Annotated in this window: 19 protein-coding genes; 8 read left to right on the top strand and 11 right to left on the bottom strand. The window is 70.8% G+C overall.

The genetic code is table 11. The features are described 5' to 3' along the window. Window positions 1-3 precede the first annotated feature (3 nt). Both ACZ4IF_RS32085 and ACZ4IF_RS32080 read right to left on the bottom strand, forming a co-directional pair. A complete protein-coding gene (locus tag ACZ4IF_RS32085; RefSeq protein WP_467569150.1) occupies window positions 4-4,476 on the bottom strand; it encodes a hypothetical protein in 4,473 nt (1,490 codons plus the stop codon). Next, window positions 4,473-5,699 (bottom strand): lipase family protein, encoded by a 1,227-nt coding sequence (locus tag ACZ4IF_RS32080; RefSeq protein WP_467569147.1) that lies wholly within the window; start codon window positions 5,697-5,699, stop codon window positions 4,473-4,475. Before ACZ4IF_RS32080 ends, ACZ4IF_RS32085 begins: the two co-directional genes overlap by 4 nt. Before the next feature lie 132 nt (window positions 5,700-5,831). Here ACZ4IF_RS32080 and ACZ4IF_RS32075 point away from each other — a divergent pair, with 132 nt between their 5' ends. Then, window positions 5,832-6,317, top strand: a complete 486-nt coding sequence (locus ACZ4IF_RS32075; RefSeq protein ID WP_467569144.1) for a hypothetical protein — start codon at window positions 5,832-5,834, stop codon at window positions 6,315-6,317. Window positions 6,318-6,404: 87 nt separating this feature from the next. Here the strand turns inward: ACZ4IF_RS32075 and ppc are convergent, their stop codons facing one another. Next, a complete protein-coding gene (ppc, locus tag ACZ4IF_RS32070) occupies window positions 6,405-9,137 on the bottom strand; it encodes a phosphoenolpyruvate carboxylase (protein ID WP_467569141.1) in 2,733 nt (910 codons plus the stop codon). Between the two features lie 339 nt (window positions 9,138-9,476). On the opposite strand from ppc, the gene ACZ4IF_RS32065 reads away from it, so the two are divergent. Then, window positions 9,477-10,484: an acyl-CoA desaturase gene (locus ACZ4IF_RS32065; RefSeq protein ID WP_359496461.1), complete on the top strand. Its 1,008-nt coding sequence runs from the start codon at window positions 9,477-9,479 to the stop codon at window positions 10,482-10,484. Beyond that, window positions 10,481-11,158 carry a TetR/AcrR family transcriptional regulator gene (locus ACZ4IF_RS32060; protein WP_028804905.1) on the top strand — a complete coding sequence of 226 codons (678 nt, stop codon included), beginning with the start codon at window positions 10,481-10,483 and terminating at the stop codon, window positions 11,156-11,158. Before ACZ4IF_RS32065 ends, ACZ4IF_RS32060 begins: the two co-directional genes overlap by 4 nt. A 36-nt stretch (window positions 11,159-11,194) precedes the next feature. Here ACZ4IF_RS32060 and ACZ4IF_RS32055 read toward each other — a convergent pair whose 3' ends face one another. Further along, the gene (locus ACZ4IF_RS32055) at window positions 11,195-11,554 is read right to left on the bottom strand and encodes a VOC family protein (RefSeq protein WP_467569138.1); all 360 of its coding nucleotides are present in this window, start codon (window positions 11,552-11,554) and stop codon (window positions 11,195-11,197) included. After that, the gene (locus ACZ4IF_RS32050; RefSeq protein ID WP_467569136.1) at window positions 11,554-12,372 is read right to left on the bottom strand and encodes a trans-aconitate 2-methyltransferase; all 819 of its coding nucleotides are present in this window, start codon (window positions 12,370-12,372) and stop codon (window positions 11,554-11,556) included. The genes ACZ4IF_RS32055 and ACZ4IF_RS32050 overlap by 1 nt, the downstream gene beginning before the upstream one ends. A 209-nt stretch (window positions 12,373-12,581) precedes the next feature. Here ACZ4IF_RS32050 and tamR point away from each other — a divergent pair, with 209 nt between their 5' ends. Next, window positions 12,582-13,079 carry a MarR family transcriptional regulator TamR gene (gene tamR / locus ACZ4IF_RS32045; protein ID WP_359496454.1) on the top strand — a complete coding sequence of 166 codons (498 nt, stop codon included), beginning with the start codon at window positions 12,582-12,584 and terminating at the stop codon, window positions 13,077-13,079. Here tamR and ACZ4IF_RS32040 read toward each other — a convergent pair. After that, window positions 13,038-13,805 (bottom strand): LuxR C-terminal-related transcriptional regulator, encoded by a 768-nt coding sequence (locus ACZ4IF_RS32040; RefSeq protein ID WP_028804901.1) that lies wholly within the window; start codon window positions 13,803-13,805, stop codon window positions 13,038-13,040. The two genes, tamR and ACZ4IF_RS32040, sit on opposite strands and share 42 nt — an antisense overlap. A gap of 255 nt (window positions 13,806-14,060) precedes the next feature. Here ACZ4IF_RS32040 and ACZ4IF_RS32035 point away from each other — a divergent pair, with 255 nt between their 5' ends. Then, a complete protein-coding gene (locus ACZ4IF_RS32035) occupies window positions 14,061-14,516 on the top strand; it encodes a GNAT family N-acetyltransferase (RefSeq protein ID WP_359496451.1) in 456 nt (151 codons plus the stop codon). A gap of 56 nt (window positions 14,517-14,572) precedes the next feature. Here ACZ4IF_RS32035 and galK read toward each other — a convergent pair whose 3' ends face one another. The 3 genes from galK to galT are packed head-to-tail and all read right to left on the bottom strand — an operon-like array spanning window position 14,573 to window position 17,745. Next, entirely contained in the window at window positions 14,573-15,715 is a 1,143-nt protein-coding gene (gene galK / locus ACZ4IF_RS32030; RefSeq protein ID WP_359496449.1) for a galactokinase, read from the bottom strand. Next, window positions 15,716-16,684, bottom strand: a complete 969-nt coding sequence (gene galE / locus ACZ4IF_RS32025; RefSeq protein ID WP_467569127.1) for a UDP-glucose 4-epimerase GalE — start codon at window positions 16,682-16,684, stop codon at window positions 15,716-15,718. Next, the gene (galT, locus tag ACZ4IF_RS32020) at window positions 16,681-17,745 is read right to left on the bottom strand and encodes a galactose-1-phosphate uridylyltransferase (RefSeq protein WP_467569125.1); all 1,065 of its coding nucleotides are present in this window, start codon (window positions 17,743-17,745) and stop codon (window positions 16,681-16,683) included. Before galT ends, galE begins: the two co-directional genes overlap by 4 nt. Window positions 17,746-17,922: 177 nt before the next feature. On the opposite strand from galT, the gene ACZ4IF_RS32015 reads away from it, so the two are divergent. The 3 genes from ACZ4IF_RS32015 (at window position 17,923) to ACZ4IF_RS32005 (ending at window position 20,969) form a co-directional block, all read left to right on the top strand. Further along, a complete protein-coding gene (locus ACZ4IF_RS32015) occupies window positions 17,923-19,614 on the top strand; it encodes a sodium:solute symporter family protein (protein ID WP_467569122.1) in 1,692 nt (563 codons plus the stop codon). Window positions 19,615-19,635: 21 nt separating this feature from the next. Beyond that, window positions 19,636-19,965: a hypothetical protein gene (locus ACZ4IF_RS32010; RefSeq protein ID WP_467569119.1), complete on the top strand. Its 330-nt coding sequence runs from the start codon at window positions 19,636-19,638 to the stop codon at window positions 19,963-19,965. A 92-nt stretch (window positions 19,966-20,057) separates the two neighbouring features. After that, window positions 20,058-20,969, top strand: a complete 912-nt coding sequence (locus ACZ4IF_RS32005; RefSeq protein ID WP_467569117.1) for an NAD(P)-dependent oxidoreductase — start codon at window positions 20,058-20,060, stop codon at window positions 20,967-20,969. A 10-nt stretch (window positions 20,970-20,979) separates the two neighbouring features. On the opposite strand, the gene ACZ4IF_RS32000 is transcribed toward ACZ4IF_RS32005, so the two are convergent. After that, window positions 20,980-21,681, bottom strand: coding sequence for a helix-turn-helix transcriptional regulator (locus ACZ4IF_RS32000; protein ID WP_467569114.1), 702 nt, complete (start codon window positions 21,679-21,681; stop codon window positions 20,980-20,982). 227 nt (window positions 21,682-21,908) lie between these two features. Further along, window positions 21,909-23,747 carry an outer membrane protein assembly factor BamB family protein gene (locus ACZ4IF_RS31995; protein ID WP_467569111.1) on the bottom strand — a complete coding sequence of 613 codons (1,839 nt, stop codon included), beginning with the start codon at window positions 23,745-23,747 and terminating at the stop codon, window positions 21,909-21,911. Between the last annotated feature and the right edge of the window lie 12 nt (window positions 23,748-23,759).

Below are 23,759 nucleotides of genomic sequence, written 5' to 3'. Positions count from 1 at the left end.
CCGTCAGCTCGTGACGCCCGTGGCCTGGAGCGCCTCGGTGAGGTACGCGTGCTCGTCGAGGGCCTCGGGGTAGGCCACGATCCATCGCTCGGCGTAGTCGTGGAGTACCGCGTGATGGGGTGCTGACGGCGCATATTCGGCAAGGCGCCTGATGACGCGCCAGGTCTCTTCGCCGTCCCCGTGCTGCTCCAGCCAGTCGAGTGCCTGCTGGACCGTGCCCCGGTCCGGTGCGCTGTGCCGCTGTTTCTGGAAGAGCAGCGGGGCGATGACGAAGGATGCGTCCTGGGTCGTGCGGTGCTTCTCCCTCATCCAGTCCTCGCCGTACTCGATGGCGGGTTCGGCGTACTTCTGGGGGAGGTTCCGCAGCTTGAGCAGTTGGCGCAGGACGAAGCTGGCGTCCGCCGTGCGGCCGAAGTCCCTGAGCCATCGCAGTGCCCGCCGGATCGCGGGGTCGTGCGGGGTTTCGGTCGCCCTGAGCCGGTGCAGGAGCCGGTTGAGGACGAAGGACTCGGCCAGGTCCGCCTTCTGTCCGTCGGGTCCGAGCCAGTCCATCGCGTACTGGATGAGGCGTTCCTCCGTCGACGGGGGCAGTGGCGGCAGGGTGAGGGTGTACTCCAGAAGGTGGTTCTGGTCGCTGGGGCCCGACCGGCGCTGCCCTTCGAGTCGGTCGAGCAGGAGACCGCCGATATGCGCCGTCTGTTCGTCCGTCATCTCGTCGGTGCGCGGTATCAGGCCATTGAGGACACGGATGCTCACGTCGGGGTTGCGGGGCCCTGCCAGCCAGTCCAGCGCGTACTGGAAGGTGAGGCGCGCCACCTCGGGGGCTTCCAGATCGTCGGTGGCGGTGTCCCGGACGCGCAGCAGGACACGCAGCACGTAGCTGGCACCGTCGGTGAGCCCGAAGGTCTCCAACCAGGTCAGGGCGCGGCCGACGCCGAAGCGCAGGGCGGTCGGCGCCTCGCTGACGCGGGAGCGGTGCACGTACGGGGCGAGGACGAAGGAGGAGTTGCAGGTCGTTTCGCAGAGGTCGGCGCACTCCGTGTCGTGGGCGCGGATCCAGGCTTCCGCCCGCGCCATGATGGGATCCCGCTGCTCGGGTGGGAGTTCCTCCAGCTCCAGGAGTTCGCGCAGTACATAGGTCTCGCCGCGTTCACGCACGGTAGAGATGTCGCCGGGTTCGCGCGGTACGCCCGTGCCGCCGGGGCGGCGGGGTACGCCGGGGCCGGCGTGATCCGGCGTGGTCATCCGGTCGAGCGCGATGGCCGCCCCCCGAACGCGCTGATCCGGCGTCATGTCCGCGCCGCGGCCGAGCAGGCGGCTGAGGAGCAGGGTGTTGTCCGCGGTGGTGCCGTGTTTCTTCAGCCAGCGCAGGGCGTGTTCGAAGGCGGTGTCGGCGACGGTCTGCGGGTCCAGGTCGTCGGTCGCGATGTGCCGGCAGAAGAGGAGTTCTCGCAGGACGAAGTCGGCCTGTTTGCTCTCGACGTTGGTGTCGAGCCACTTCAGGGCGCGGTCGACGGTCTTTCCCGGGTCGTACGGGTCGGTGTCGGTGCCGGCGCGGTGGAGCAGCCGGGCGAGGACGAAGGAGGCCGCCGGTTGTGTGCCGTGCTCGAGCAGCCAGGTGTGGGCGGATTCGGCGGCTTTCCTGACCAGCTTGACGTTGGCGAGGTCACGGCGGCCGACGAGGGCGGCGAGTACGTAGTTGGCGAGTTGTTTGGGGCTGTGGACGACGAGCCAGCCGAAGCCGAGCCGGGCGATGTACTCGGCGCCGGAGGCGGGGATCTCGCGTTGGCGCAGCGCCCCGGAGAGGACGAACGCGGCGCGTTCGCGGGTCTGGTGCTCCTTGAGCCACTGCTGTGTGGTGGTGGAGATACGGCGCCAGTCGTCCTCGGCCACGTGGTGGGAGCGCAGGAGGGGGATCAGCAGGCGTTCGGTGCCGAGGTCGCGGGGGAGCCGCTCGGCCAGTGCGATGGCGGTGCGGGTGATCTCTTCGGCCATGCCCGCGCGGTGGTCGTCGCACTGGAGCAGGGCTTCGACGCGGATGCGGGCTTCGGGGGCGGTCCCGTACTTCTGGAGCCAGTCGCGGGTGCGGGCCTCGAGCTGGTCACGGTCCTCGTCGGCCACCGAGCGGGCCAGGTTGTTGATCAGGTGGACGGCGTCGAGGTCGGCTGTCGCGTTCTCGTCCAGCCAGGTCAGGGCGGCGGCCGTGAGGGGGGCGGGCAGCTGGTCGTCGCAGTTGCGGATGGCGTTGGCGAGGAAGACCCGGGTCAGGGCGGGCTGCGGGACGTCTCGCGTCCAGGGGGCGATGACGGCGTCCCAGTTCTCGGTGATCCCCTGCCGCCAGGGCGTGGTGGAGATCATCGCCACGAGCAGCCGCATGCCGTGTTCGGGGCCGCTGAGCAGCATGGCCACGAAGGCCTCCGCGTGCTCGCGCAGCCAGCGGGAGCAGGACGCCGCGAGCCGCTCCTGCGCCTGCTCCTCCAGATCGGCGGCCCAGCGGGTGAGGTGTCCGGCGGCCCGGCGGAACGAGCGCAGATCGCCGAGGAGTGCGGCGAACAGTTTGCGCAGGGTGGCGGAGTGGACGGATACGTCGTCCTTCAGACAGCTCTGCTGGAGGAAGGCGTCGGTGACGATGTCATGGACGGTGTCCATGGTGTCGGGGCCGTCGGCCTTGGTGGGCACGAGCCAGCCGAGCGCTTCGAGGTGGTTGACGACGGTCTCGCCGTCATCGTCGTGTTCCCGGGCGTGGGCGTCCAGGAACCGGTCGACGGCCGCTTCGACGGCCTCCCGCTCCTGGGCGCAGACGAGGGCGGCGACGGTGGCCGCGAGCAGGGCGGTGCGGTCCGGGGTTCCGTCGGGCTGGGAGCCGAGGCCCTCGGGCGTGCGTCGGTCGAGCCAGTTCACGAGATCGCGGGGACGGGGTGGGGCGGCCGGTGGTCCGTCGGTGTCGACGAGTTGTTGTTCCACGGCGAGGGCGTGCAGCAGCGCGAAGACGGGTCGTTCTCCGCAGATCTCGGCCATCTTCGGATAACCCCAGGCTTTGAGGGCGCGGGGTGCGGCCTTCGCGAAGATCTGCGCGGCGACGGCCTCACGGTAGGACTCTTCCTGGGAGAGGCCGATCTCCGCGAAGAGGTCCCGGGAGCCGCGTTTGCGGACGTCTCGCAGGGCGCCGGGGCGCACCGAGGCCAGGCAGGCGATGCGTCCGCCGCCTTGGTCCTCCGTGTACAGGTCGCGGACGAGAGCATTGAGGTCGAGGCCCTGGTGCTGGTCGAGGTAGTCGAAGATCAGCAGGAGGGGCCGGTCGGGTCGCGCTTTGATCTCTTCCTGGACCTCGGCGAGCAGGTCGGCGGCGGACAGTCCCGCGTCCTGTTCGAGGTGCAGCACCTGCCACTTCTTCTCGTGGGCGAGCCGGGCGACTTCCAGGCAGGTACGGGTCTTTCCGGCGCCCGCGGGGGCGGTGAGCAGGACACCGCGCAGGGGCCCGCCGTATCCGGACGTGGTCGGCGGGTCGGCGAGCCGGGCCAGCAGGTTGTCGGGGCGGGCGCGGTCGTCGGGGTCACCGGGGGTGACGTAGGGAAGCGTGTCGCCGTCGAGGTAGGTGCCCTTGGGGCCGAGTCTGCAGAGGGCCTGGCGGTGGTCGAGGAGTCCGGGGGCGCGCGGGGTGGGCGCGTCCCATCGGTAGGGCGTGCCGTGCCAGTCGCGGGCGTCGATACGGGGGGTCTGCCGGCCGGCGAGGTCGGCGGTGCCGTCGCGGACCGGTTCGATCAGCCGGGTGAGGTCGGGTGGCCAGGCCGTGGCCGTCGTGGAGACTGTGCCGAGCTCCTTGAGCAGGGCACGGGTGAAGGCCCCGCCGTCCGGGTCGCTGTAGGCGAGGTCACCGTCCTGGACCGCGTACATGTTCAGCAGCGGTGAGCGGGCTCCCTCACCGGGTGCGGGCAGGGAGAGGCGACTGCCGGCATAGCCTCCGACCGTGGCCATGAAGCCCCGGCAGGCGTCGACGAAAAGCGCCTTGCGTCCGGTCTTCTGGAAGCGGGTGCTGTGCTGGAGCGCCTTTTGGAGGTTGTCCAGGTTGAGCGTGTACTCCCGGTTGGGCGCGGCGTCGGCGTAGAACAGGTGGTGTTCGTCGCTGCGCGGATCGAGCGCTCCGTGCCCGCTCCAGGCGAACCACAGCAGGTCGTCGTGGCGTTCGGGCAGCTCCTTGTCGATGATCGTCCACACCGTGTCGTGGGTGGCCGGCAGGACGGGGATCCCCATGGCGTGGGCCCTGGTGCGGACGTCGGTGTCGTTGTGGGGCATCGCGGAGACGCACAGCCGGATGTTCCGCGCGGGTACGCCGTTGTCGAGCAGCCACTGGGCGTGGCCGAGGGCGTCCTGGGCGGGACCGTCGAGATCGGTGATCTTCCCGTGGGTGTACTTCTCCACGGCGACGAGCAGCGCGAAGGTCCGTTCCGGATCGAGCTGGGGCGGCTGCGTGCTCATGTGCCGCTCTGCAGGATGCCCGCGAGCAGCCGGTGGACCTCCGGGTTGGGGAAGTAGCCGCTGTGCGCGGCCGGGAAGGGCTCTCCGCTGGACAGCTCGACGTCCTCGACGCGCCCGGGGAACACGGGTTCGGCGGTGAAGCCGAGCAGGTCACGGCGGTCGTACACATTGGTCCAGGCGGGGAAGTGCTCGGGCAGCGGGCTGCCGGGTTCCAGGCCGGGCAGCGCGCCGATCTCGTGCAGGTGCGCGGCCTGCGATCCGACGGTGACCAGATGGCGTACGCCGGGCAGCTCCTCCTGGGCAAGCAGGTCCACGGCGGCGATGCCACCGAGGCTGTGCGCAAGCAGCACCACGGGGCCGTGGGTGCGGGCGATCTCGGTGACGCGGTCCTTGATGAGGGTGCGCAGGCCGTGGCCGCGTGCGAGGTACTTGAGGATGTCGCCGGCGGTGGGGTGGGCGCGGGTCATCAGCCAGGCGCGGCGCTTGTCGACGGCGCGCATCACGCCGAGTTTGTGGGCGAGGTAGCCGTGGCCGAGGACCAGGTAGAGGCCGAGGCCGCGGGTCTGGCCCCCGAGTTCGCCGGTGATGATCAGGACGGCCTCGTCGCGCTCCTTGGTGGTCCACAGCAGGGGTGCGCCGCGCCGCTGGGCACTGCCGGCGAGCTGGGCCACGGCCGCGGTGGCGACCGCCTGCGGCAGCTGGTCCGGGCCCAGCCCGTGCGTGAGGGCGTCGCGACCCTCGGGGCTGTCGAGGACGGCGGTCAGGGCGGCCTTGAACTCCTCGCGGGCGCCGGCGATGTGGAGGAGCCGCTGCAGCGGGGCCGGGGGGTCGGCGGCGAGCGCACGAGCGCGGTCCTCGACCCGCCGGCCCGAGCGGTCGCCGAACATCAGGCCCCCGGCGTCGTCGAGACCGCCGTCGTCACCTTTCCGGCGGCGGAGCGGCACCAGCGGGTCCTCGTAGAGCACACCCCAGGTCACGGCGTCCCGGTCGTCCTCGGCAAGTTCCTCCACCACGACCGGTTCCGGTTCGGGCGCGGGTACGGGAGCGCCGGGCAGCACCGCGGCCCCCACGTTCGGCGGCACTCCGAACGCCTCGCCCCAGTAGCAGTCGTACACCGGGGCGTCCGGGACGATGGCTCCGAGCCGGTCGCGCAGCAGTGTCAGCGTCTCTCCGTACGCCGGCTGCCGTACGCCCGTACCGTGAATGAACAGCAACGCGCTCATCGCTCTCCCCCGAAGCCCCTCATGCCTTCACCGCCATCTTCCGTTCATTTTAAGGAAGTTATCGGATGGCTCCGGAGTTCCCGCTCGGACCAACATTGACTTCCGGTGACCCCATGGCCAAGGATCGCCGCCATGCCTGCCGTCACCTCCAGTCAGAGCGCGTACGCGGCGCTGCGGTTCGGGCGGCTCGCGGCGATGGGTGCGGTCGCCGGGCTGATCCTCGTCGCGGGCGTGTGGGCCTCCTGGGGCACCGCTCAGCACGTGATGCTCGGCAAGGGCCGGGAGCAGGGCACGATGATCGTGAGGACGTGCTCGGACGGGCGCTGTTCGGGGCCGTACACGCCGGTCTCGACGGGTTCGAGGGCTCGCGCGCGCGTGACGATCGACCAGTCGGTCGCGGTGAAGAAGGGCCGGACGTACACGGTCACCGTGAAGCCGGGCAGCGACGACGTCGTCCGCAGCGGCCCCGCCGGGCTCCTCTACTCCTGGGTGCCGCTCGCGGGTGCGCTGCTGCTCGCCTCGGTCGTGGTCGCGGGCGGTCTGCGCCTGACGCGTGCGGCGTGGGCGATGGCGGGCACGGGCGTCGCCCTGCTGACGGTCACCTTCCTCCTCCTGTGAACGCGGGGCCGTCCCCGGTCCTGGTCCGGTGAACGCCGAAGGGCGTCCCCACGCGCGCGTGGGGACGCCCTTCGTGCACAGGTGCGGTCAGCCGGTGTTGCGCAGCCCCGCCGCCACACCGTTGACGGTGAGCAGCAGCGCCCGCGACAGCAGCGGGTCGGGCTCGGCGCCGGCCGCCGCCTCGTCGCGCTGCCGCTTGAGCAGCGCGACCTGGAGGTAGGAGATCGGGTCGAGGTAGGCGTCGCGGATGGAGAAGGTCTGCTGGAGCACCGGATTGGTGTCGAGCAGCTTCTCACCGCCGGTGACCCGCAGCACCTCGCGCACCGTCAGGTCGTGCTCCGCCTCGATGGTGGCGAACACGTGCTTGAGCTCGTCCGGGACGAGGGTGTCGACGTAGTGACGGGCGATCCGCAGGTCCGTCTTGGCCAGCGTCATCTCGACGTTGGAGAGGAAGTTGCGGAAGAAGTGCCACTGCTCGTGCATCTCGTCGAGCACGGTGTCCAGGCCCGCTTCGCGCAGTGCCTTGAGGCCGGAGCCCACACCGAACCAACCGGGCACGATCTGCCGGGACTGGGTCCAGCCGAAGACCCACGGGATGGCGCGCAGTCCGTCGAGCGAGACGCCCGAGCCGGGGCGGCGGGAGGGCCGCGAGCCCAGGTGCAGGTCGGCGAGCTGGTCGACCGGCGTGGAGGCGAGGAAGTACGTCGGCAGGTCGGGGTCCTCGACAAGCCTGCGGTAGGCGGAGTGGGCGGCGTCGGAGACGACGTCCATCGCCGCGTCCCAGCGGGCGAGCGCCTCGTCGGACTGGCGCGGCGCGGTGTGCAGGGCGGACGCCTGGAGAGTGGCGGCCACCGTGAGTTCCAGGTTCTCGCGGGCCAGCGAGGGCACGAGGTACTTGTCGGAGATGACCTCGCCCTGCTCGGTCACCTTGATCTCGCCCTCCAGGGTGCCCCAGGGCTGCGCGAGGATCGCGTCGTGCGAGGGGCCGCCGCCGCGGCCGACGGTGCCGCCGCGGCCGTGGAAGAGCCGGAGCCGTACGCCGTAGCGGTGGGCGACGTCGCGCAGTCGGCGCTGGGCACGGTGGATCTCCCACTGCGAGGTGGTGATGCCGCCGAACTTCGAGGAGTCGGAGTAGCCGAGCATGACCTCCTGGACGTCCCCGCGCAGCGCCACCAGACGGCGGTAGGACGGGTCGGAGAGCATGTCCTCCAGGATGGTGTCGGCGGCCTTGAGCTCGTCGGTGGTCTCCAGCAGCGGCACGATGCCGATCTTCGCCCAGCCGGCGTGCAGGTCGAGCAGTCCGGCCTCGCGGGCGAGGACGGCGGCGGCGAACACGTCGTCGGCACCCTGGCACATCGAGATGATGTACGACTCGATGACCTCGGGGCCGAAGATCTCCAGGGCCTTCTTGACCGTCTCGAAGACGCCGAGGGTCTTCTGCCCGGCGGCGTCGAGCGGCGCGGGGGTCGGGGCGAGCGGGCGCCGGGACCTGAGCTCCTTGGCGAGGAGCTTGGCGCGGTAGTCGCGCGGCATGTCGGCGTAGCGCCAGGACTCCTCGCCGAGGCGGTCGAAGAGCTGGCCGAGCGCGTGGTGGTGGGCGTCCGCGTGCTCGCGCACATCCATGGTGGCGAGCTGGAGGCCAAAGGCGGCCAGGGTGCGGATGGTGCGGTTCATCCGGCCGTCGGCGAACAGGCCGCCGCGGTGCTCGCGCAGCGAGGTCTGGATGAGCGTGAGGTCGCGCAGCAGCTCGGCGGTGCCGAGGTAGTCGCGGCCCGGCTCGTGCGCGGTGCCCTTGGCGAGGCGCTGCTTGGTGTTCTCCAGCTTCTGCCGGATGCAGGTGGCCTTGAGGCGGTAGGGCTCCTCGGCGTTGAGGCGCTTGTAGCGGGGGCTGATCTCCGGGAGGAGTTCGAGGTCGGCCCGCAGGGAGTCCAGGAGCTCCTCGGTGGCGCCGGTGTAGCGGATCGAGTTCGACAGGAAGCCGCGCAGCTCGTCGATGAGGTCGAGGGCGTCGTTGATGCCGTGCTCGTGCTGGAGGATCAGGACGTCCCAGGTGACGGCGGGGGTGACGTTCGGGTTGCCGTCGCGGTCGCCGCCGATCCAGGTGCCGAAGGTGAGGGGCCGGGTGTCGTCCGGGAGGACGACGCCGACGCGCTCCAGCTCGGAGGTGAGGTCCTCCAGGACGTCGCCGACGGCGCCCGCGTGGAGCTCGTCGAGGTAGTAGATCGCGTTGCGTGCCTCGTCGGCGGGTTCCGGGCGGACCACGCGCAGCTCGTCGGTCTGCCACACCAGGTCGATGTTCTCGGCCAGCCGGATGTCGTAACGGCGGCGGTCGGACTCGATGACCGGGGTTTCCAGGAGGGCCGCGATGCGGCGCAGCTTGTTCAGGACGGAGCGGCGTGCCGCCTCGGTGGGGTGGGCGGTGAAGACCGGTCGCACGTTGAGGTTCTTGACGGTCTGCCTCAGGTGCTCGGGGTCGGCGTCCTTGAGCCGGTCGGCCGTGCGGGCGAGGAGGCCGCCCTCGGCGGCCCGCCTGGCACCCAGCTCGCGCCCGCGGTGGACCTGCTCGGTGACGTTGGCGAGGTGGAAGTAGGTCGAGAAGGCGCGGACCAGCTTGGCCGCGGTCTCCAGTTCGGTGCCGCGCAGCAGCTCGGCGGCGGCCTCACCGTCCTCGCGGGTCAGTCGGCGGACCTTTTCGACCAGCTCCAGCAGCTCGGGGCCTTCCTGGCGGACGAGCGTCTCACCGAGGAGGTCACCCAGTCGGCGGATGTCGGCGCGCAGCTCGCTGCTGGTCGTCGTGGTCTGGTCGTCGGCACTGCTCACAGGTGCGGCTCCTTGCAGTGTTGAAGCTCGTCTGAAGAGTGGGGAATCTCGTTCGAAGCTCGTCTGGGAGGGAACCCGGGTGGCGACCGCGCGGCGGGTGCCGCTTAGGGACGTGGCATCCGGGAATAAGACAGAACGGACCGCGCTGTCCGACCGACTCCAAGGATAGGTGTCCATACGGACGCGCAGGCTCACGGGCTCTTGCCGCCGGGCTACGCGCTGCCATACTTACGACGCCGTAGGTTACGCAACCGTAGGAAATCCCGTCAGACGGCGGGGGGACTCTCGGATGCCGGACCCGGCTCTTCTCCTCACCCTCGAACCCCACAGGGGACGCCCATGACCACGAGCTCCGATGTGATCGACGACGCCCCGGAGGCGAACGACTCCCCGCTCCCGTCCGCCACCCTGGGCGGCGAGCAGAAGCGGTCACTCGAACAGATCACGCTTCTTCTCTTCATCACCGTCCCGTTCCTCGCGCTGCTCGCGGCGGTGCCCCTGGCCTGGGGCTGGGGGGTGAGCTGGCTGGACCTCGGTCTGCTGGTGTTCTTCTACTACCTCGGCTGCCACGGCATCACGATCGGCTTCCACCGCTACTTCACGCACGGTTCCTTCAAGGCGAAGCGGCCCCTGAGGATCGCTCTGGCGATCATGGGTTCACTGGCGGTCGAGGGGCCTCTGGTGCGCTGGGTCGCCGACCACCGCAAGCACCACAAGTTCTCCGACGCGGAGGGAGACCCGCATTCGCCGTGGCGTTTCGGGGAGACGGTGCCGGCCCTGATGAAGGGCCTGTGGTGGGCCCACATCGCCTGGATGTTCGACGAGGAGCAGACCCCGCAGGAGAAGTACGCGCCGGATCTGATCAAGGACCCGGCGATCCGTGCGATCTCCCGGCAGTTCGTCTTCTGGACGGCGCTCTCGCTGGCCCTGCCGGCGCTGATCGGCGGTCTGGTGACGATGTCGTGGTGGGGCGCCTTCACGGGCTTCTTCTGGGGCTCGCTGGTGCGGGTGGCGCTGCTGCACCACGTGACCTGGTCGATCAACTCGATCTGTCACGCGGTGGGCAAGCGCCCGTTCAAGTCGCGTGACCGTTCGGGCAACGTGTGGTGGCTGGCCGTGCTCTCCTGCGGCGAGTCGTGGCACAACCTCCACCACGCGGACCCGACGTCCGCGCGGCACGGCGTCGAGCGCTGGCAGCTGGACTCCTCGGCGCGGATCATCCGCTGGTTCGAGCAGCTCGGCTGGGCGTACGACGTGCGCTGGCCGTCACGCTCCCGTATCGATTCCCGCCGGAATACGGACGGGACGGGCTCCCGGCGCAAGACGGAAACCGCCGACGCGGCATGATTGACGGCGTGGCGACCGACTCCAGCACTCCGAGCAGCAACGACAAGCCGCGGCGTGCGCGCCGCACCCGCATGACCGGTGCCGAGCGCCGTCAGCAGCTGCTGGAGATCGGCCGCACCCTGTTCGCGGCCAAGGGTTTCGAGGGCACGTCGGTGGAGGAGATCGCGGCCAAGGCCGGCGTCTCCAAGCCGGTGGTGTACGAGCACTTCGGCGGCAAGGAGGGCCTGTACGCGGTCGTCGTGGACCGCGAGATGCGGCGGCTGCTGGACATGGTGACCGGTTCCCTGACCGCCGGGCATCCGCGGGAGCTGTGCGAGCAGGCCGCCTTCGCCCTGCTGGACTACATCGAGGAGTACACGGACGGCTTCCGCATCCTCGTCCGTGACTCCCCGATCCCGCAGTCGACGGGCTCGTTCGCGTCCCTGATCTCGGACATCGCCACCCAGGTGGAGGACATCCTGGGCCGGGAGTTCAAGAGCCGCGGTTTCGACCCGAAGCTCGCGCCGCTGTACGCGCAGGCGCTGGTCGGCATGGTCGCCCTGACCGGCCAGTGGTGGCTGGACGTCCGCAAGCCCCGCAAGGCGGAGGTCGCGGCGCATCTGGTCAACCTCGCCTGGCACGGTCTGGACGGCCTGGAGCCGAAGCCCCGCCTGATCGGGCACCGCAAGTCCTAGAGGGGAAGGGGCCGGCGGCCCCCGCCCCGGTCCCGCTCAGCGGGGTTCGAGGAACTCCAGACGGTTGCCGACGGGGTCCTCGGAGTAGAAACGCCGATGGCCGGGGAGGTCGTCGTCCCAGGTCACGACCGCTCCCAGGGCTTCCAGGCGCGCGGCGTACGCCGTGATGCCGGTGACCCGGAGTCCGGGGTGGGCCTTGCGGGCGGGCCGGAAGCCGTCCTCGATGCCGAGGTGCAGTTGCACCGGCCCGGCCACGAACCAGCAGCCGCCGCGGGCGGCGAGGACGGGCGGCTTGGGCACCTCGGTCATCCCGAGGACACCGACGTAGTACGCGCGCAGCCGGTCCTCCGAGCCGGGCGGGGCGGCGAGCTGGACGTGGTCGACGGCGGCGAGCATCAGCGGGCCGTCCGGGCGACGGCGAACAGGCGGCGGAAGGGCAGGACCGTGCCGTAGGGCTCGGCCGGGTAGGCGTCGCGGAGCAGCTCCCGGTACTCGGCGACGAAGGCCTCCCGCGCCTCGGGTTCGTCGGCGAGGGCGGTGAGCACGGGGCGCAGGGCGGTGCCCTTCGCCCAGTCCAGGACCGGGTCCTCGCCCGCCAGCTGCTGCATGTACGTCGTCTCCCAGACGTCCACCGCGCAGCCGAGGCGGGCCAGCCGGTCCAGGTAGACGAGCGGATCGTGGACGGAGTCGTCGGGGCGCAGGAGGCCGCCGAGGTGCTCCTTCCAGCGGGCGGTGCCGGCGAGTTCCCGCAGCAGGGCGTGCAGGGGCGCGTCGAGGTTGTTCGGGACCTGGAAGGCGAGGACGCCTCCGGGGGCGAGGGCGTCGAGCCAGCCGGAGAACGCGTCGAGGTGGCCCGGCACCCACTGGAGCGCCGCGTTCGAGACGATCAGGTCGTACGTCTGCGTCGGCGCCCAGTCGGTGAGATCCGCGTGGGCGAAGTCGAGCAGGCCGCCGCCGGTCGTGGCGCCCGCGTGCTCCTTCGTCCTGGCGAGCATCTCCGGGGAGTTGTCGTAGCCGGTGATGTGCGCGTCCGGCCAGCGTTCGGCGAGCTGGACGGTGACGTTGCCGGGACCGCAGCCGAGGTCGGCGATGCGGGCCGGTTCGTGCGGGAGGGCCGGGATCCGGGCGAGGAGGTCGGCGAAGGGCCGCGCGCGGTGCTCGGCGTGACGCAGGTACTGGCTGGGGTCCCAGGTGGGGGTGGTGCCGGCAGTCATGAGGGCCTCCTCGGAACGACGGTCGCAAGAACGGCGGCCGGACCCGGCGGCCGGGCCCGCGGCGGACCCCCGATCGCCGCGGCCGCGGGGCCGTGCGGCACCGCGGGACGCCCGGCCGCCTGCCTCCACCCTCACACCCAAGATATCTCGACGTCAAGAGACTCCACATCAAGAGACTTCATGTCGACACAACCATTACACTGATCGTCATGGAGGACGAGGTCGATCGGCTGGTCGCAGCGTGGCGCCGGGAGCGCCCGGACCTCGACGTGGAGCCGCTGGAAGTACTCAGCCGGGTGAGCAGACTGGCCCGGCACCTGGACCGCGCACGCCGCCTGGCGTTCTCCGAGCACAGCCTGGAGCCCTGGGAGTTCGACGTCCTGACCGCGCTCAGGCGCGCCGGATCGCCCTATCAGCTCTCCCCCGGACAGCTGCTCACCCAGACCCTCGTCACCTCGGGCACGATGACCAACCGCATCGACCGGCTGACGAAGAAGGGCCTGGTGGAGCGCCTCCCCGACCCGAGCGACCGCAGGGGCGTGCTGGTACGCCTGACGGACGAGGGCCGCGACCGGGCGGACCAGGCGCTGGCGGGCCTGCTGGAGCAGGAGCGCGCGATCCTGGCGGAGCTCAGCAGGAACCAGCGCGGCGAACTGGCGGGACTGCTACGCCAGTTGACCGCCCCGTTCGACAACATCCCCGGCTAGGTCGACGGGCCCGACGCCGGCTCGGCGGGCGAGTGCCACGGCGGCCAGCGTCGAGTGCACGCCCAGCTTGCCCAGGACGTTCTGCATGTGCGTCCGGACGGTGTGCGGCGACAGGAACAGCCGCTCGGCCACGGCCTTGCGCCCCAGACCGGCCACCATGCAGCGCAGCACCTCCCGCTCCCGGGGCGTGAGCGACTCGACGAGCCGCTCGCTCTCCGTCCGGTGCTTGCGCGCCGCGGTCAACTCCCGCAGCACGCCCGTGAGCAGGGCGGGCGGCAGGTGCGTCTCGTCGCGCAGTACTCCGCGGATGACGGTGAGCAGACGCGACAGGGAGCAGTCCTTGGCGACCCACCCCGAGGCGCCCGCCTGGAGCGCGAGCGCGGCGCGGCGCGGATCGTCCTTCTCCGCCAGTACGACGGTGCGGACGCTCGGCTGCCCGGACCGCACGCCGGCCACGAGCGAGATGCCGTCGACGATGCCGTCCTCGTTGCTCTCCTGGACCTGAACCGCCGGACGCATCCCGGGCAGATTGCCGCCCAGGTCCGCGTCGACGAGCAGCACGTCGAACCGGCGTCCCTCCGCCGCCGCGCGTTCCAGGCAGCGCAGCGCGGCGGGGCCGCTGCCCGCTGCGGACACGTCGACGTCGGGCTCGGCCGCGAGTGCGGCAGCGAGCGACTCGGCGAAGATGCGATGGTCGTCGACGACCAGTACTCGGATGCGAACCACTGAAACCCCCACTGTCGGGGGACGACCGGTGCGGGTACGGCGCCCGAAGTGATCCCGGACCGCTTCCGGTCCGGAAAGCAGGGTGCCTCAGCCGCACGGCCGCCGCCGTGCTGGAAGTGCTACCCCCACTTCGGGCGTCGTACCCGACTGTCTCGCCCCCTGATCAGCACCGGCCCCCACCGGCGCTGTTCATCAGGGTAAGGCGAAGGGCCCGGAGCGGAAGGTAAATCGCAGAACTGGTTGGCCAGCGCGTTTATGGTGAGCCTTATGTTTCGTATCGAGACAGGAGACGACAAAGACCGGCGGGATCTGCTCCGCCGACGTCTGCTCGACACCAACACACGGGCGTCTCCCGTCCTCCGCGCCCTGCGCGGAACCCCTGGTGAACGGGAAGTTCCGCTCCATGTCTGGGCCTTGGACGCCGACGGCGCACTCGCCGGCGGACTCGTCGGCCACACCTGGACGACATGGCTGCACGTGACATACCTGTGGGTCGACGACCGGCACCGCGGCGCCGGACTCGGCTCGCGCCTGCTCGCCGAGGCCGAGCGGCTGGCCGGCGACGAACGCGGCTGCCGCGCCGCCCGCCTGGAGACCTGGGACTTCCAGGCCCCCGGCTTCTACCGTCGCCACGGCTACGACGTGGTCTGCGTCATCCCGGACTATCCGCCGGGCGTCACGGAGTACACCCTGACCAAGCAACTGGCCTGACGGCAGGGGGTTCCGGCCGGGCGGACCGCCTCGCGCGGCCCGCCCGGCGTCCTCGCTCAGACCAGGCGGCGCGCCCCCGCGGACGGGACCGCCGGGAAGACACGCGGGGCGGTGTACCCCGCGGCGGCGAAGGCCTCGGCCACCGCCTTGGTGACCGTGTCCACGTCGGCCGACTCCACCAGGACGACCGCCGACCCGCCGAAGCCGCCTCCCGTCATGCGGGCGCCCAGCGCCCCGGCCGCGTTGGCCGTCGCCACCACGAGGTCCAGCTCCGGGCAGGAGATCCGCAGGTCGTCCCGCAGGGAGACGTGGCCTTCGGTGAGGACCGGCCCGATCGCCCGGACGTCACCCGCGTCCAGCAGGGCGATGACCTGCTCCACCCGGTGGTCGTCGGACACGACGTGCCGGACGTAGCGGCGGACCCGCTCGTCCGACAGCCGCGCCAGCGCCGCGTCGAGGCCGGTGTACGGCACGTCCCGCAGATGGGAGACACCCAGTTGCCGCGCGCCCTCCTCGCACCCTTCACGCCGCTCGGCGTACGCCCCGTCGCCCAGGGCGTGCTTCACCCGGGAGTCGACGACCAGCAGTTCGAGCCCCTGGGCGGCCAGGTCGAACGGGACCTGGCGGATCGACAGGTCCCGGCAGTCGAGGTGCAGGGCGTGCCCCTCGGTGCAGCAGGCCGACGCCGTCTGGTCCATGATCCCGCAGGGCACGCCCACGAAGTCGTTCTCGGCCCGCTGCGCGAGACGCGCCAACTCCGGTCCGGTGAGACCGAGTTCGTACAGGTCGTTGAGGGCGAGCGCCGTCACGACCTCCAGCGCCGCGGACGAGGAGAGGCCCGCCCCGGTGGGCACGGTCGAGGCGAGATGCAGATCGGCACCGCCGACCGCGTGCCCCGCCTGACCGAGCGCCCACACCACACCGGCCGGATACGCGGCCCAGCCCGTGTCGGACAGCGGGACCAGCGCGTCGATGTCCAGCTCGACGACCGGCCCCTCGATGTCCGCGGAGTGCAGCCGCAGCACCCGGTCCGCGCGCCGCGACACGGCCGCCACGGCCGTGTGCGGCAGCGCGAGCGGCATGACGAACCCCTCGTTGAAGTCCGTGTACTCGCCGATCAGGTTGACCCTGCCGGGCGCTGCCCAGACACCCTCGGGTGCGGCGCCGTACAGCTCTTCGAAGCCCTCGCGAACCCCCACCTACTGCTCCTTCGACCTGTTCTGTGCGAACTCCCACGCGTCCGCGACGATCCCCGCGAGATCCGCGCGGGACGGATTCCAGCCGAGGTGCTCCCGGGCGGCCTCGGCCGACGCCACCAGCACCGCCGGGTCGCCGCCTCGGCGCGGCGCCACGACCTCGGGAACGGGGTGGCCGGTGACCTGGCGCACCGTCTCGATGACCTCGCGGACGGAGAAGCCGTTGCCGTTGCCGAGGTTGCAGATCAGATGCTCGCCGGGGGTGGCGGCGGCGACCGCCAGCAGATGGGCCTCGGCGAGGTCGGCGACATGGATGTAGTCGCGGATGCAGGTGCCGTCCGGCGTCGGGTAGTCGTCGCCGTAGACCGAGATGGCGTCGCGGCGGCCCTGGGCGACCTGGAGGACGAGCGGGATGAGGTGCGACTCGGGGTCGTGCCGCTCGCCGCAGGAGCCGTAGGCGCCCGCCACGTTGAAGTAGCGCAGGGAGACCGCGCCGAGTCCGTGCGCCGCCGCCTCGCCGGTGATCATGTGGTCGACGGCGAGCTTCGACGCGCCGTACGGGTTGGTCGGCCGCGTGGGGGCCGTCTCGACGATCGGGGTCCGCTCCGGCTCGCCGTAGGTGGCGGCGGTGGACGAGAAGACCAGCTTGCGGACGCCCGCCTCACGCATCGCCGCGAGCAGCGCCATCGTGCCGCCGACGTTGTTGTCCCAGTACTTCTCGGGCTTCACGACGGACTCGCCGACCTGTGAGAAGGCGGCGAAGTGCAGCACGGCGTCGTACGAGGAGTCCAGCCACTTGGCGGCGTCGCGGATGTCGCCCTCGACGAAGGCGGCCCCGGCGGGCACGCCCTCGCGGAACCCGGTCGAGAGGTTGTCGAGGACGGTGACCTCGTGCCCGGCCTCGACCAGGTGCTGCGCGACCACGCTGCCCACATAGCCCGCGCCGCCGGTGACCAGGTACTTCCCACTCATGAACTCGCTACCTCTCGCAGTCGCTGGGCCGCGGTCTCCGGCGGCACGTCGTTGATGAACACGCTCATGCCGGATTCGGAACCCGCGAGGAACTTCAGCTTGCCGGAAGTGCGGCGGATGGTGAAAAGCTCGAGGTGGAGCGCGAAGTCGTCCCGGTTGACGCCGTCGAACTCCTCCAGCGGGCCGAACGGCGCCTGGTGCCATGCGGCGATGTACGGCGTCGGGGGCTCACCTTCACCGAAGATCCGGTCGAAGCGCCTCAAGAGTTCCAGATAGACCTGGGGGAATTCTTTGCGCGCGTCGGCGTCGAGGCCGAGCAGGTCGGGCACGCGACGGCGCGGATACAGGTGGACCTCGTAGGGCCAGTGCGCCGCGTACGGCACGAAGGCGACCCAGTGGTCGCTCGACAGGACGACCCGGGAGCCGTCGGCGAGCTCACGCGCGACGACCTCGTCGAAGAGGTTCTCGCCGCCGGTCGCCTCCTTGTGCGCGGCGAGCGAGCGCAGCATCAGGGCGGTACGCGGGGTGGTGAAGGGGTAGCCGTAGATCTGCCCGTGCGGGTGACCGAGGGTGACGCCGATCTCGGCACCGCGGTTCTCGAAGCAGAAGACCTGTTCGACGGAGGAGAGATGGGACAGCTCGGCCGTGCGGTCCGTCCACGCCTCCAGGACGAGCCCCGCCTGCTCCTCGGTCAGATCGGCGAACGAGGCGTCGTGGTCGGAGGTGAAGCAGACGACCTCGCAGCGTCCGGAGTCGCCGGCCAGGGAGGGGAAACGGTTCTCGAAGACCACGACGTCGTACGAGGAGTCCGGGATCTCGCTCAGCCGCTCGCCCTGGGAGGGGCACAGGGGGCATTCGTCGGCCGGCGGGTGGTAGGTGCGGCCCTGGCGGTGCGAGGCGACGGCGACGCTGTCGCCGAGCAGCGGGTCGCGGCGGATCTCGGAGGTCGTGACGGTGCGCTCCAGAGGACGCCGGTCGACCGCGTCGCGCACGGTGTCGTCACGCAGGTCGTAGTAGATGAGCTCACGACCGTCGGCCAGTCGGGTCGAGGTCTTCTTCACTTCGGACTCCCCAGTCGAGCCGCCGAACCTTCAAACAGAACCCAACATACCAAAACACAAGTCACCACAGCCGTCAACATCACAATCAAACAAAGACCATCATCAGAAGTGTTCAATTACTGAACACGGAGGCGTAGGTTCCGCTCAGGTTCAGTTCGCGCGACGAAGCGAGTACGCATGCAAACCCCCACACATACCCCCACAGAACTGGCGGCGGGGCTACGGCTCCCCACCAACGGGCTCGATTACGCGATCATGGCGATCTACTTCGCCGTGGTTCTCGGCATCGGCTTCGCCGCCCGCCGCTCGGTGAAGACGACCCTGGACTTCTTCCTGTCGGGCCGGTCACTGCCCGCCTGGATCACCGGCCTGGCCTTCATCTCGGCCAACCTGGCCGCCACCGAGATCCTCGGCATGGCCGCGAACAGCGCCCAGTACGGCGCCTACACCGTCCACTGGTACTGGATCGGCGCCATCCCCGCCATGGTCTTCCTCGGCCTGGTGATGATGCCCTTCTACTACGGCAGCAAGGTCCGCTCCGTCCCGGAGATGCTGCTGCTCCGCTTCGACAAGTCGGCCCACCTGCTGAGTTCGATCCTGTTCGCCTTCGCGGCCATCCTGATCGCCGGTGTGAACCTCTACGCCCTCGCGATCGTCGTCGAGGCACTCCTCGGCTGGCCGCAGTGGGTGGCCATCCTGGTCGCCGGCTTCTTCGTGCTCGCCTACATCACGCTCGGCGGCCTGTCCTCGGCGATCTACAACGAAGTGCTCCAGTTCTTCGTGATCCTGGCGGCCCTCATCCCGATCGTCGTGCTCGGCCTGAAGAAGGTCGGCGGCTGGGACGGCCTGACCGACTCCCTCTCCAAGACCCACGGCCACGACTTCGTCACCGCCTGGGGCGGCACCGGCATCGGCAGCGCCAACCCGCTCGGCGCCAACTGGCTGACCATCGTGCTCGGCCTCGGCTTCGTCCTGTCCTTCGGCTACTGGACCACCAACTTCGCCGAGGTGCAGCGTGCCCTGTCCGCGAAGAACCTCTCCGCCGCACAGCGCACCCCGCTGATCGCCGCGTTCCCGAAGATCTTCATCGTCTTCCTGGTGATGATCCCGGGCCTGGTCGCCGCCGTCCTCGTGCCCAAGATCGGCACCCCCGGCTCCGACCTCCAGTACAACGACGCCATCCCCTACCTGATGCAGGAGCTGCTGCCCAACGGCGTGCTCGGCATCGCGGTGACCGGTCTGCTCGCCGCCTTCATGGCCGGCATGGCCGCCAACGTCTCGTCCTTCAACACGGTGTTCACCAACGACATCTGGGCGAAGTACGTGGTCCGGGGCCGCGAGGACGAGTACTACGTGCGCTTCGGCCGCCTCATCACCGCGATCGGCGTGGCCGCCTCGGTCGGCACGGCGTTCCTGGCGTCGTCGTTCTCGAACATCATGAGCTACCTCCAGACGCTCTTCTCCTTCTTCAACGTGCCGATGTTCGTCGTCTTCATCGTCGGCATGTTCTGGAAGCGCGCCTCCACCAAGTCCGGCTTCTGGGGCCTGCTCGCCGGCACCGTGACCGCGATGGTGAACTACTTCGTCCTCTACAAGCGCGGCATCATCGACATCCCCACCGACCAGGGCGCCAACTTCGTCTCCGCGATCGCGGGCTTCGTCGCCGGTGCGGTCGTCATGGTCGTCGTGTCGCTGTTCACCGCCCCGAAGCCGGAGGAGGAGCTCCAGGGCCTGGTCTACGGCACTCGCTCCCCCGGCATGGAGGAACCGCCCGCCCCCGGGGACGACGCCTGGTACCGCAAGCCGGCCCTGCTGGGCTGGGGCGCAGTGATCATCGCGGCAGCCTGCTACATCCCGTTCTCGTTCTGATCGCGGGAGGATTGAGAAACCATGACCGAGCATTCCGGACACCCCGGGTTCTCCGAGAAGGACGTCCAGCGGGAAGTCACCGAGCTGGAGGGCAAGTCCGCCACCGCCGCCCGCATCTTCGACCTGCGCCGCATCATCGGACTCCTGTTCGTGCTCTACGGCCTCATCGTCGGGATCACCGGCCTCACCGACTCCGACGCCGCCATCGAGAAGGCCCAGGGCGTCAACATCAACCTGTGGACCGGCCTGGGCATGCTGCTCCTCGGCGTGTTCTTCCTCGTCTGGCTGAAGCTGCGTCCGACGCCGCCGCCGACACCCCACGTCCTGCCCGAGGAGCAGGACAGCGAGTAGCGTCCGGGTACGGGGCTGGAGTTCTTCGGGACTCCGGCCCCGTACCGCTGTAGGCACCCCTGCCCCGTCCACCGAGAAGGAGCGCACCCCTCATGACCACGCCGAACGCCACCGACCGGCCCGTGAAGCTCACCGTGAGCGTCCTCGGCACCGGGATCATGGGAGCCGCGATGGCCCGCAGCCTCGCACGAGCCGGACACACCGTCCGGGCCTGGAACCGCAGCCGCGACAAGGCCGAGCCGCTGGCCGCCGACGGCATCCACGTCGCCGACACTCCCGCCGAGGCGGTCCGCGACGCCGAGGTCGTCCTCACCGTGCTGTACGACGGTGCCGCCGCCCTCGACGTCATGCGGCAGGCGGCGCCCGGCCTGCGCCCCGGAGCCGCCTGGGTGCAGTCGACGACCGCGGGCATCGAGTCCGTCCCCGAGCTGGCCGGCTTCGCCCGCGAGCACGGACTGGTCTTCTTCGACGCGCCGGTCCTCGGGACCCGTCAGCCCGCCGAGGCGGGGCAGCTGACCGTACTGGCGGCCGGCCCCGCCGGGAGCCGCGACACCGTGACGCCGGTCTTCGACGCCGTCGGCTCACGCACCGTGTGGACCGGCGAGGACGGCGCCGCCGGCAGCGCGACGCGCCTCAAGCTCGTCGCCAACAGCTGGGTCCTCGCGGCCACCGCCGCCAGCGGCGAGGTCCTCGCCCTGGCGCAGGGCCTGGGCGTGGACCCGCACGGCTTCTTCGACCTGATCGCCGGTGGCCCGCTCGACATGGTCTATCTGCGCGCCAAGGCCGACCTGGTCCTGGAGGACCGGCTGACGCCGGCGAGCTTCGCGGTCGCCACCGCCGAGAAGGACGCCCGTCTGATCGTCCGGGCCGGAGAGCACAACGGCGTCCGCCTCGACGTGGCCGCCGCGGCCGCGGAGCGCTTCGGCCGCGCCGCCGCCCAGGGCCACGCCGACGAGGACATGGCCGCCGCCTACTTCGCCAGCTTCGACGAGCGGCGGCCCTAGCCCCCGGATCTCACAGGGGCTCCTCCGCCCCGCCGGGCGGGGCCGGCACCGGCCCCGCCCGGTCCAGCAGACCGGTGCGGGCGGCCAGCGCCGCCGCCTCCAGGCGCGATCCCACACCCAGCTTCATCAGCACCCGCTGCACATGGGTGCGGGCCGTCGACGGGGCTATGCCCATCCCGGCCGCGATGAGCCGGGTGTCCTCGCCGTCCGCGACCCGCACGAGCACCTCCACCTCACGCGGAGTGAGCATCTGGAGCAGCCGCTGCCCCTCGTCGTCGGGCTGGGCGGCCGGGTTGAGCAGTTCGCTGAAGGCGCCCTGGAGCAGTTGCGGGGCCACGGCCGCCTCACCCGCCCGCGCCTTCATGATCGCGCGCTCGACGCCCTCTATGCGTTCGTCGTGGCGTACGTAGCCCGACGCGCCGGCGGCGAACGCGGCGGCGATGCCCCGCGGGTTCGGCACCGGGCCCAGGACGAGGACGGCCACCTGCGGCCGTTCCCGCTTGATCTTCACCACCGGGTCGAAGATCCCCGGCTCGGCCGGTGCGGCCGTGCCGAGCAGGCACACCTCGGGTGCCCGTGTGATCACCAGCTCCGCCGCCCCCGCGGCCGGCGCCGCCGCGGCGAGCACCCGGTGCCCGCGCAGCTTCAAGGCCGAGGCCAACGCCTCGGCGAGCAATCGGTGGTCGTCGACCACCATGAGCCGCACTCCCATCAGGCAACCCCCCAGTCCCCCCAAGCATCCCCACTGGTTCCCCGTGGATTAGGAGCCCCCCGGCTCTCCATCCCCCGGAAGCTACACGCTTGTTCGACGTTGCGCTTCCCCTACCGGAGAGATGTGCCCCGGAATATCGAAATCTCTCCCATTCGGGAGTGATGAGGGGTACGCGTGCGGCCCCGCCCCTGAGCAGGGACGGGGCCGCACGACGGGGACCGGCTCGGCTACTGCGCGCCGAAGGCGACCACCAGGAACTCCTTGTCGTCCGCGGAGGACGGCTTGTGGGCGTAGACCTGCGACATGTACAGGCGGCCGTCGCGGTAGATGAACTCGGCGTACTCCGGGAGCATGCTGGACTCCGCGTCGCGGACCGATTCGCTCGCCGGGTTCTCCAGGAGCTTGGTCTCCTTGAAGGAGGTTCCGTCGAAGGAGACGACCTGCCCGCCCTTGTCGTACGGCGGACGCTTGTAGGCGAGGAGGTCGGTGCCGTCCATGCGCAGCGGGGTGATGGTGTAGCCGTCACCGGCGTCACCGCGCTGGCCGGTCTGCTTGCCGGTGGAGAGGTCGAAGGCGACGATCTCGTTGGTGCGGCTGTACTCCCCGGTGCCGTCGTGTTCCTCGGTCGGAATGTAGAGCTTGTCGTTGCCGACAGCGAGGCCGGAGCAGTACTCGATCCGGCTGATGCCGTCGCAGCGTGCCGCGTACGTCTTGCCCGGTGCGGAGATCTTCGTGCGCAGCTTGCCGGTCTTGTTGTCGATGGAGAAGAAGTCCGAGATGCCGCTGCCGTCCCCGGCGGAGTCGCCGACGTCGGCGGCGACGACCAGCGGGTCGGTGGAGACGACGCTCGCGTACTCGATGCCGGGCGACATCTTGTACTCCGAGAGCACCTTCCCGGACTTCGGGTCGATGGTCTGGATGTGCAGCTGGCGGGTGCTGCCGTACTCGCCGCACTTGCGGACCGCGACCAGCTTCTCGCCACCGCCGTAGCCGGCGTCGTAGCAGCTGTCGGTCGGCTTGGGCGCCCACAGCACCTTGCCGGTGGAGATGTCGAAGGCGCCGCCGCCGCTGGTGCTGCCCGCGGCGACCGTGTTCCCGCTCACCGTGACGTTGTCGATGTTGACCAGCTGGTCACCGGACTTGAGCGTCTTGGTCCACAGCTTCTTGCCGGCGTCGAGGTCGAGGGCGGCGAGCTGGCTGCAGCCGTGCGACGGGTCCTCCTTGGTCGGCATGGCGGGCTCGTAGACGATCGCCGTGCGGTTGGCCTCGGTGGCGTGGCGGCCGGCCTGGCACACCGGGCCGGGCAGCTTGACCGTCCACACCTTGGCGCCGCTCTTGGGGTCGTAGCCGTCGACCTCGGCGTTGCCGGTCTTGACGTACACCTTGTCGGTGAGCCAGGAGCCGACGGTGGTGACGCTGCTGTCGTTCTTGACGGCGGGCGCGGGCACCTGGAACAGCAGCTCGGCGCTGGTGTCGGAGGGGACCTTCTCCTTGCCGCCGGTGGAACCGCCGGACGTGCCGTCGCCCTTGCCGCCCTTGCCGCCGCCGGACGTGCTCGCGGTGTTCTTGTCGTCCTTGCCGGAGAGCGACGCGTACCAGACACCGCCGCCGACGATCAGCGCGACCGCGACCACGGCCGCCACGATGATGACCAGCTGGCTGTTGACCTTCCGGCCACCGCCACCGCCCTGCGGGGCCTGCGGCTGCATCGGCATGGTCTGCGGCTGCGGGTAGCCGTACGGGGCCTGCTGGCCCGGGGCGCCGTACTGCGGCTGCTGTCCGGGGTAGCCGTACCCGGGCTGCGCCGGGGGCGGCGTCTGCGGATAGCCGTACGGCTGCTGCGGCGCGGCCGGCGGAGCCGTCTGCGGCGGCGGGGGCGTCTGCGGGTAGCCGTAGCCGGGGCCCTGCGCGGGTGGCGGGGGCGTCGGGGCGCCGAAGCCGCCGGGGGGCGGGTCCTGAGGTGCCCCGAAACCGCCGGGGGGCGGGTCCTGGGGCGCGCCGAAACCGCCCTGCGGGGGCTCGTTCGAAGGGGGCTGGTTCGGCGGCGGGGGCGGCGGCTGGCTCATGACGTGTGTACC

The sequence above is a fragment of the Streptomyces sp. NPDC025784 genome (genome assembly GCF_055558435.1).
Note: the sequence above shows the minus strand (reverse complement) of the source record. Positions and strands in the feature narration are given on the sequence as shown.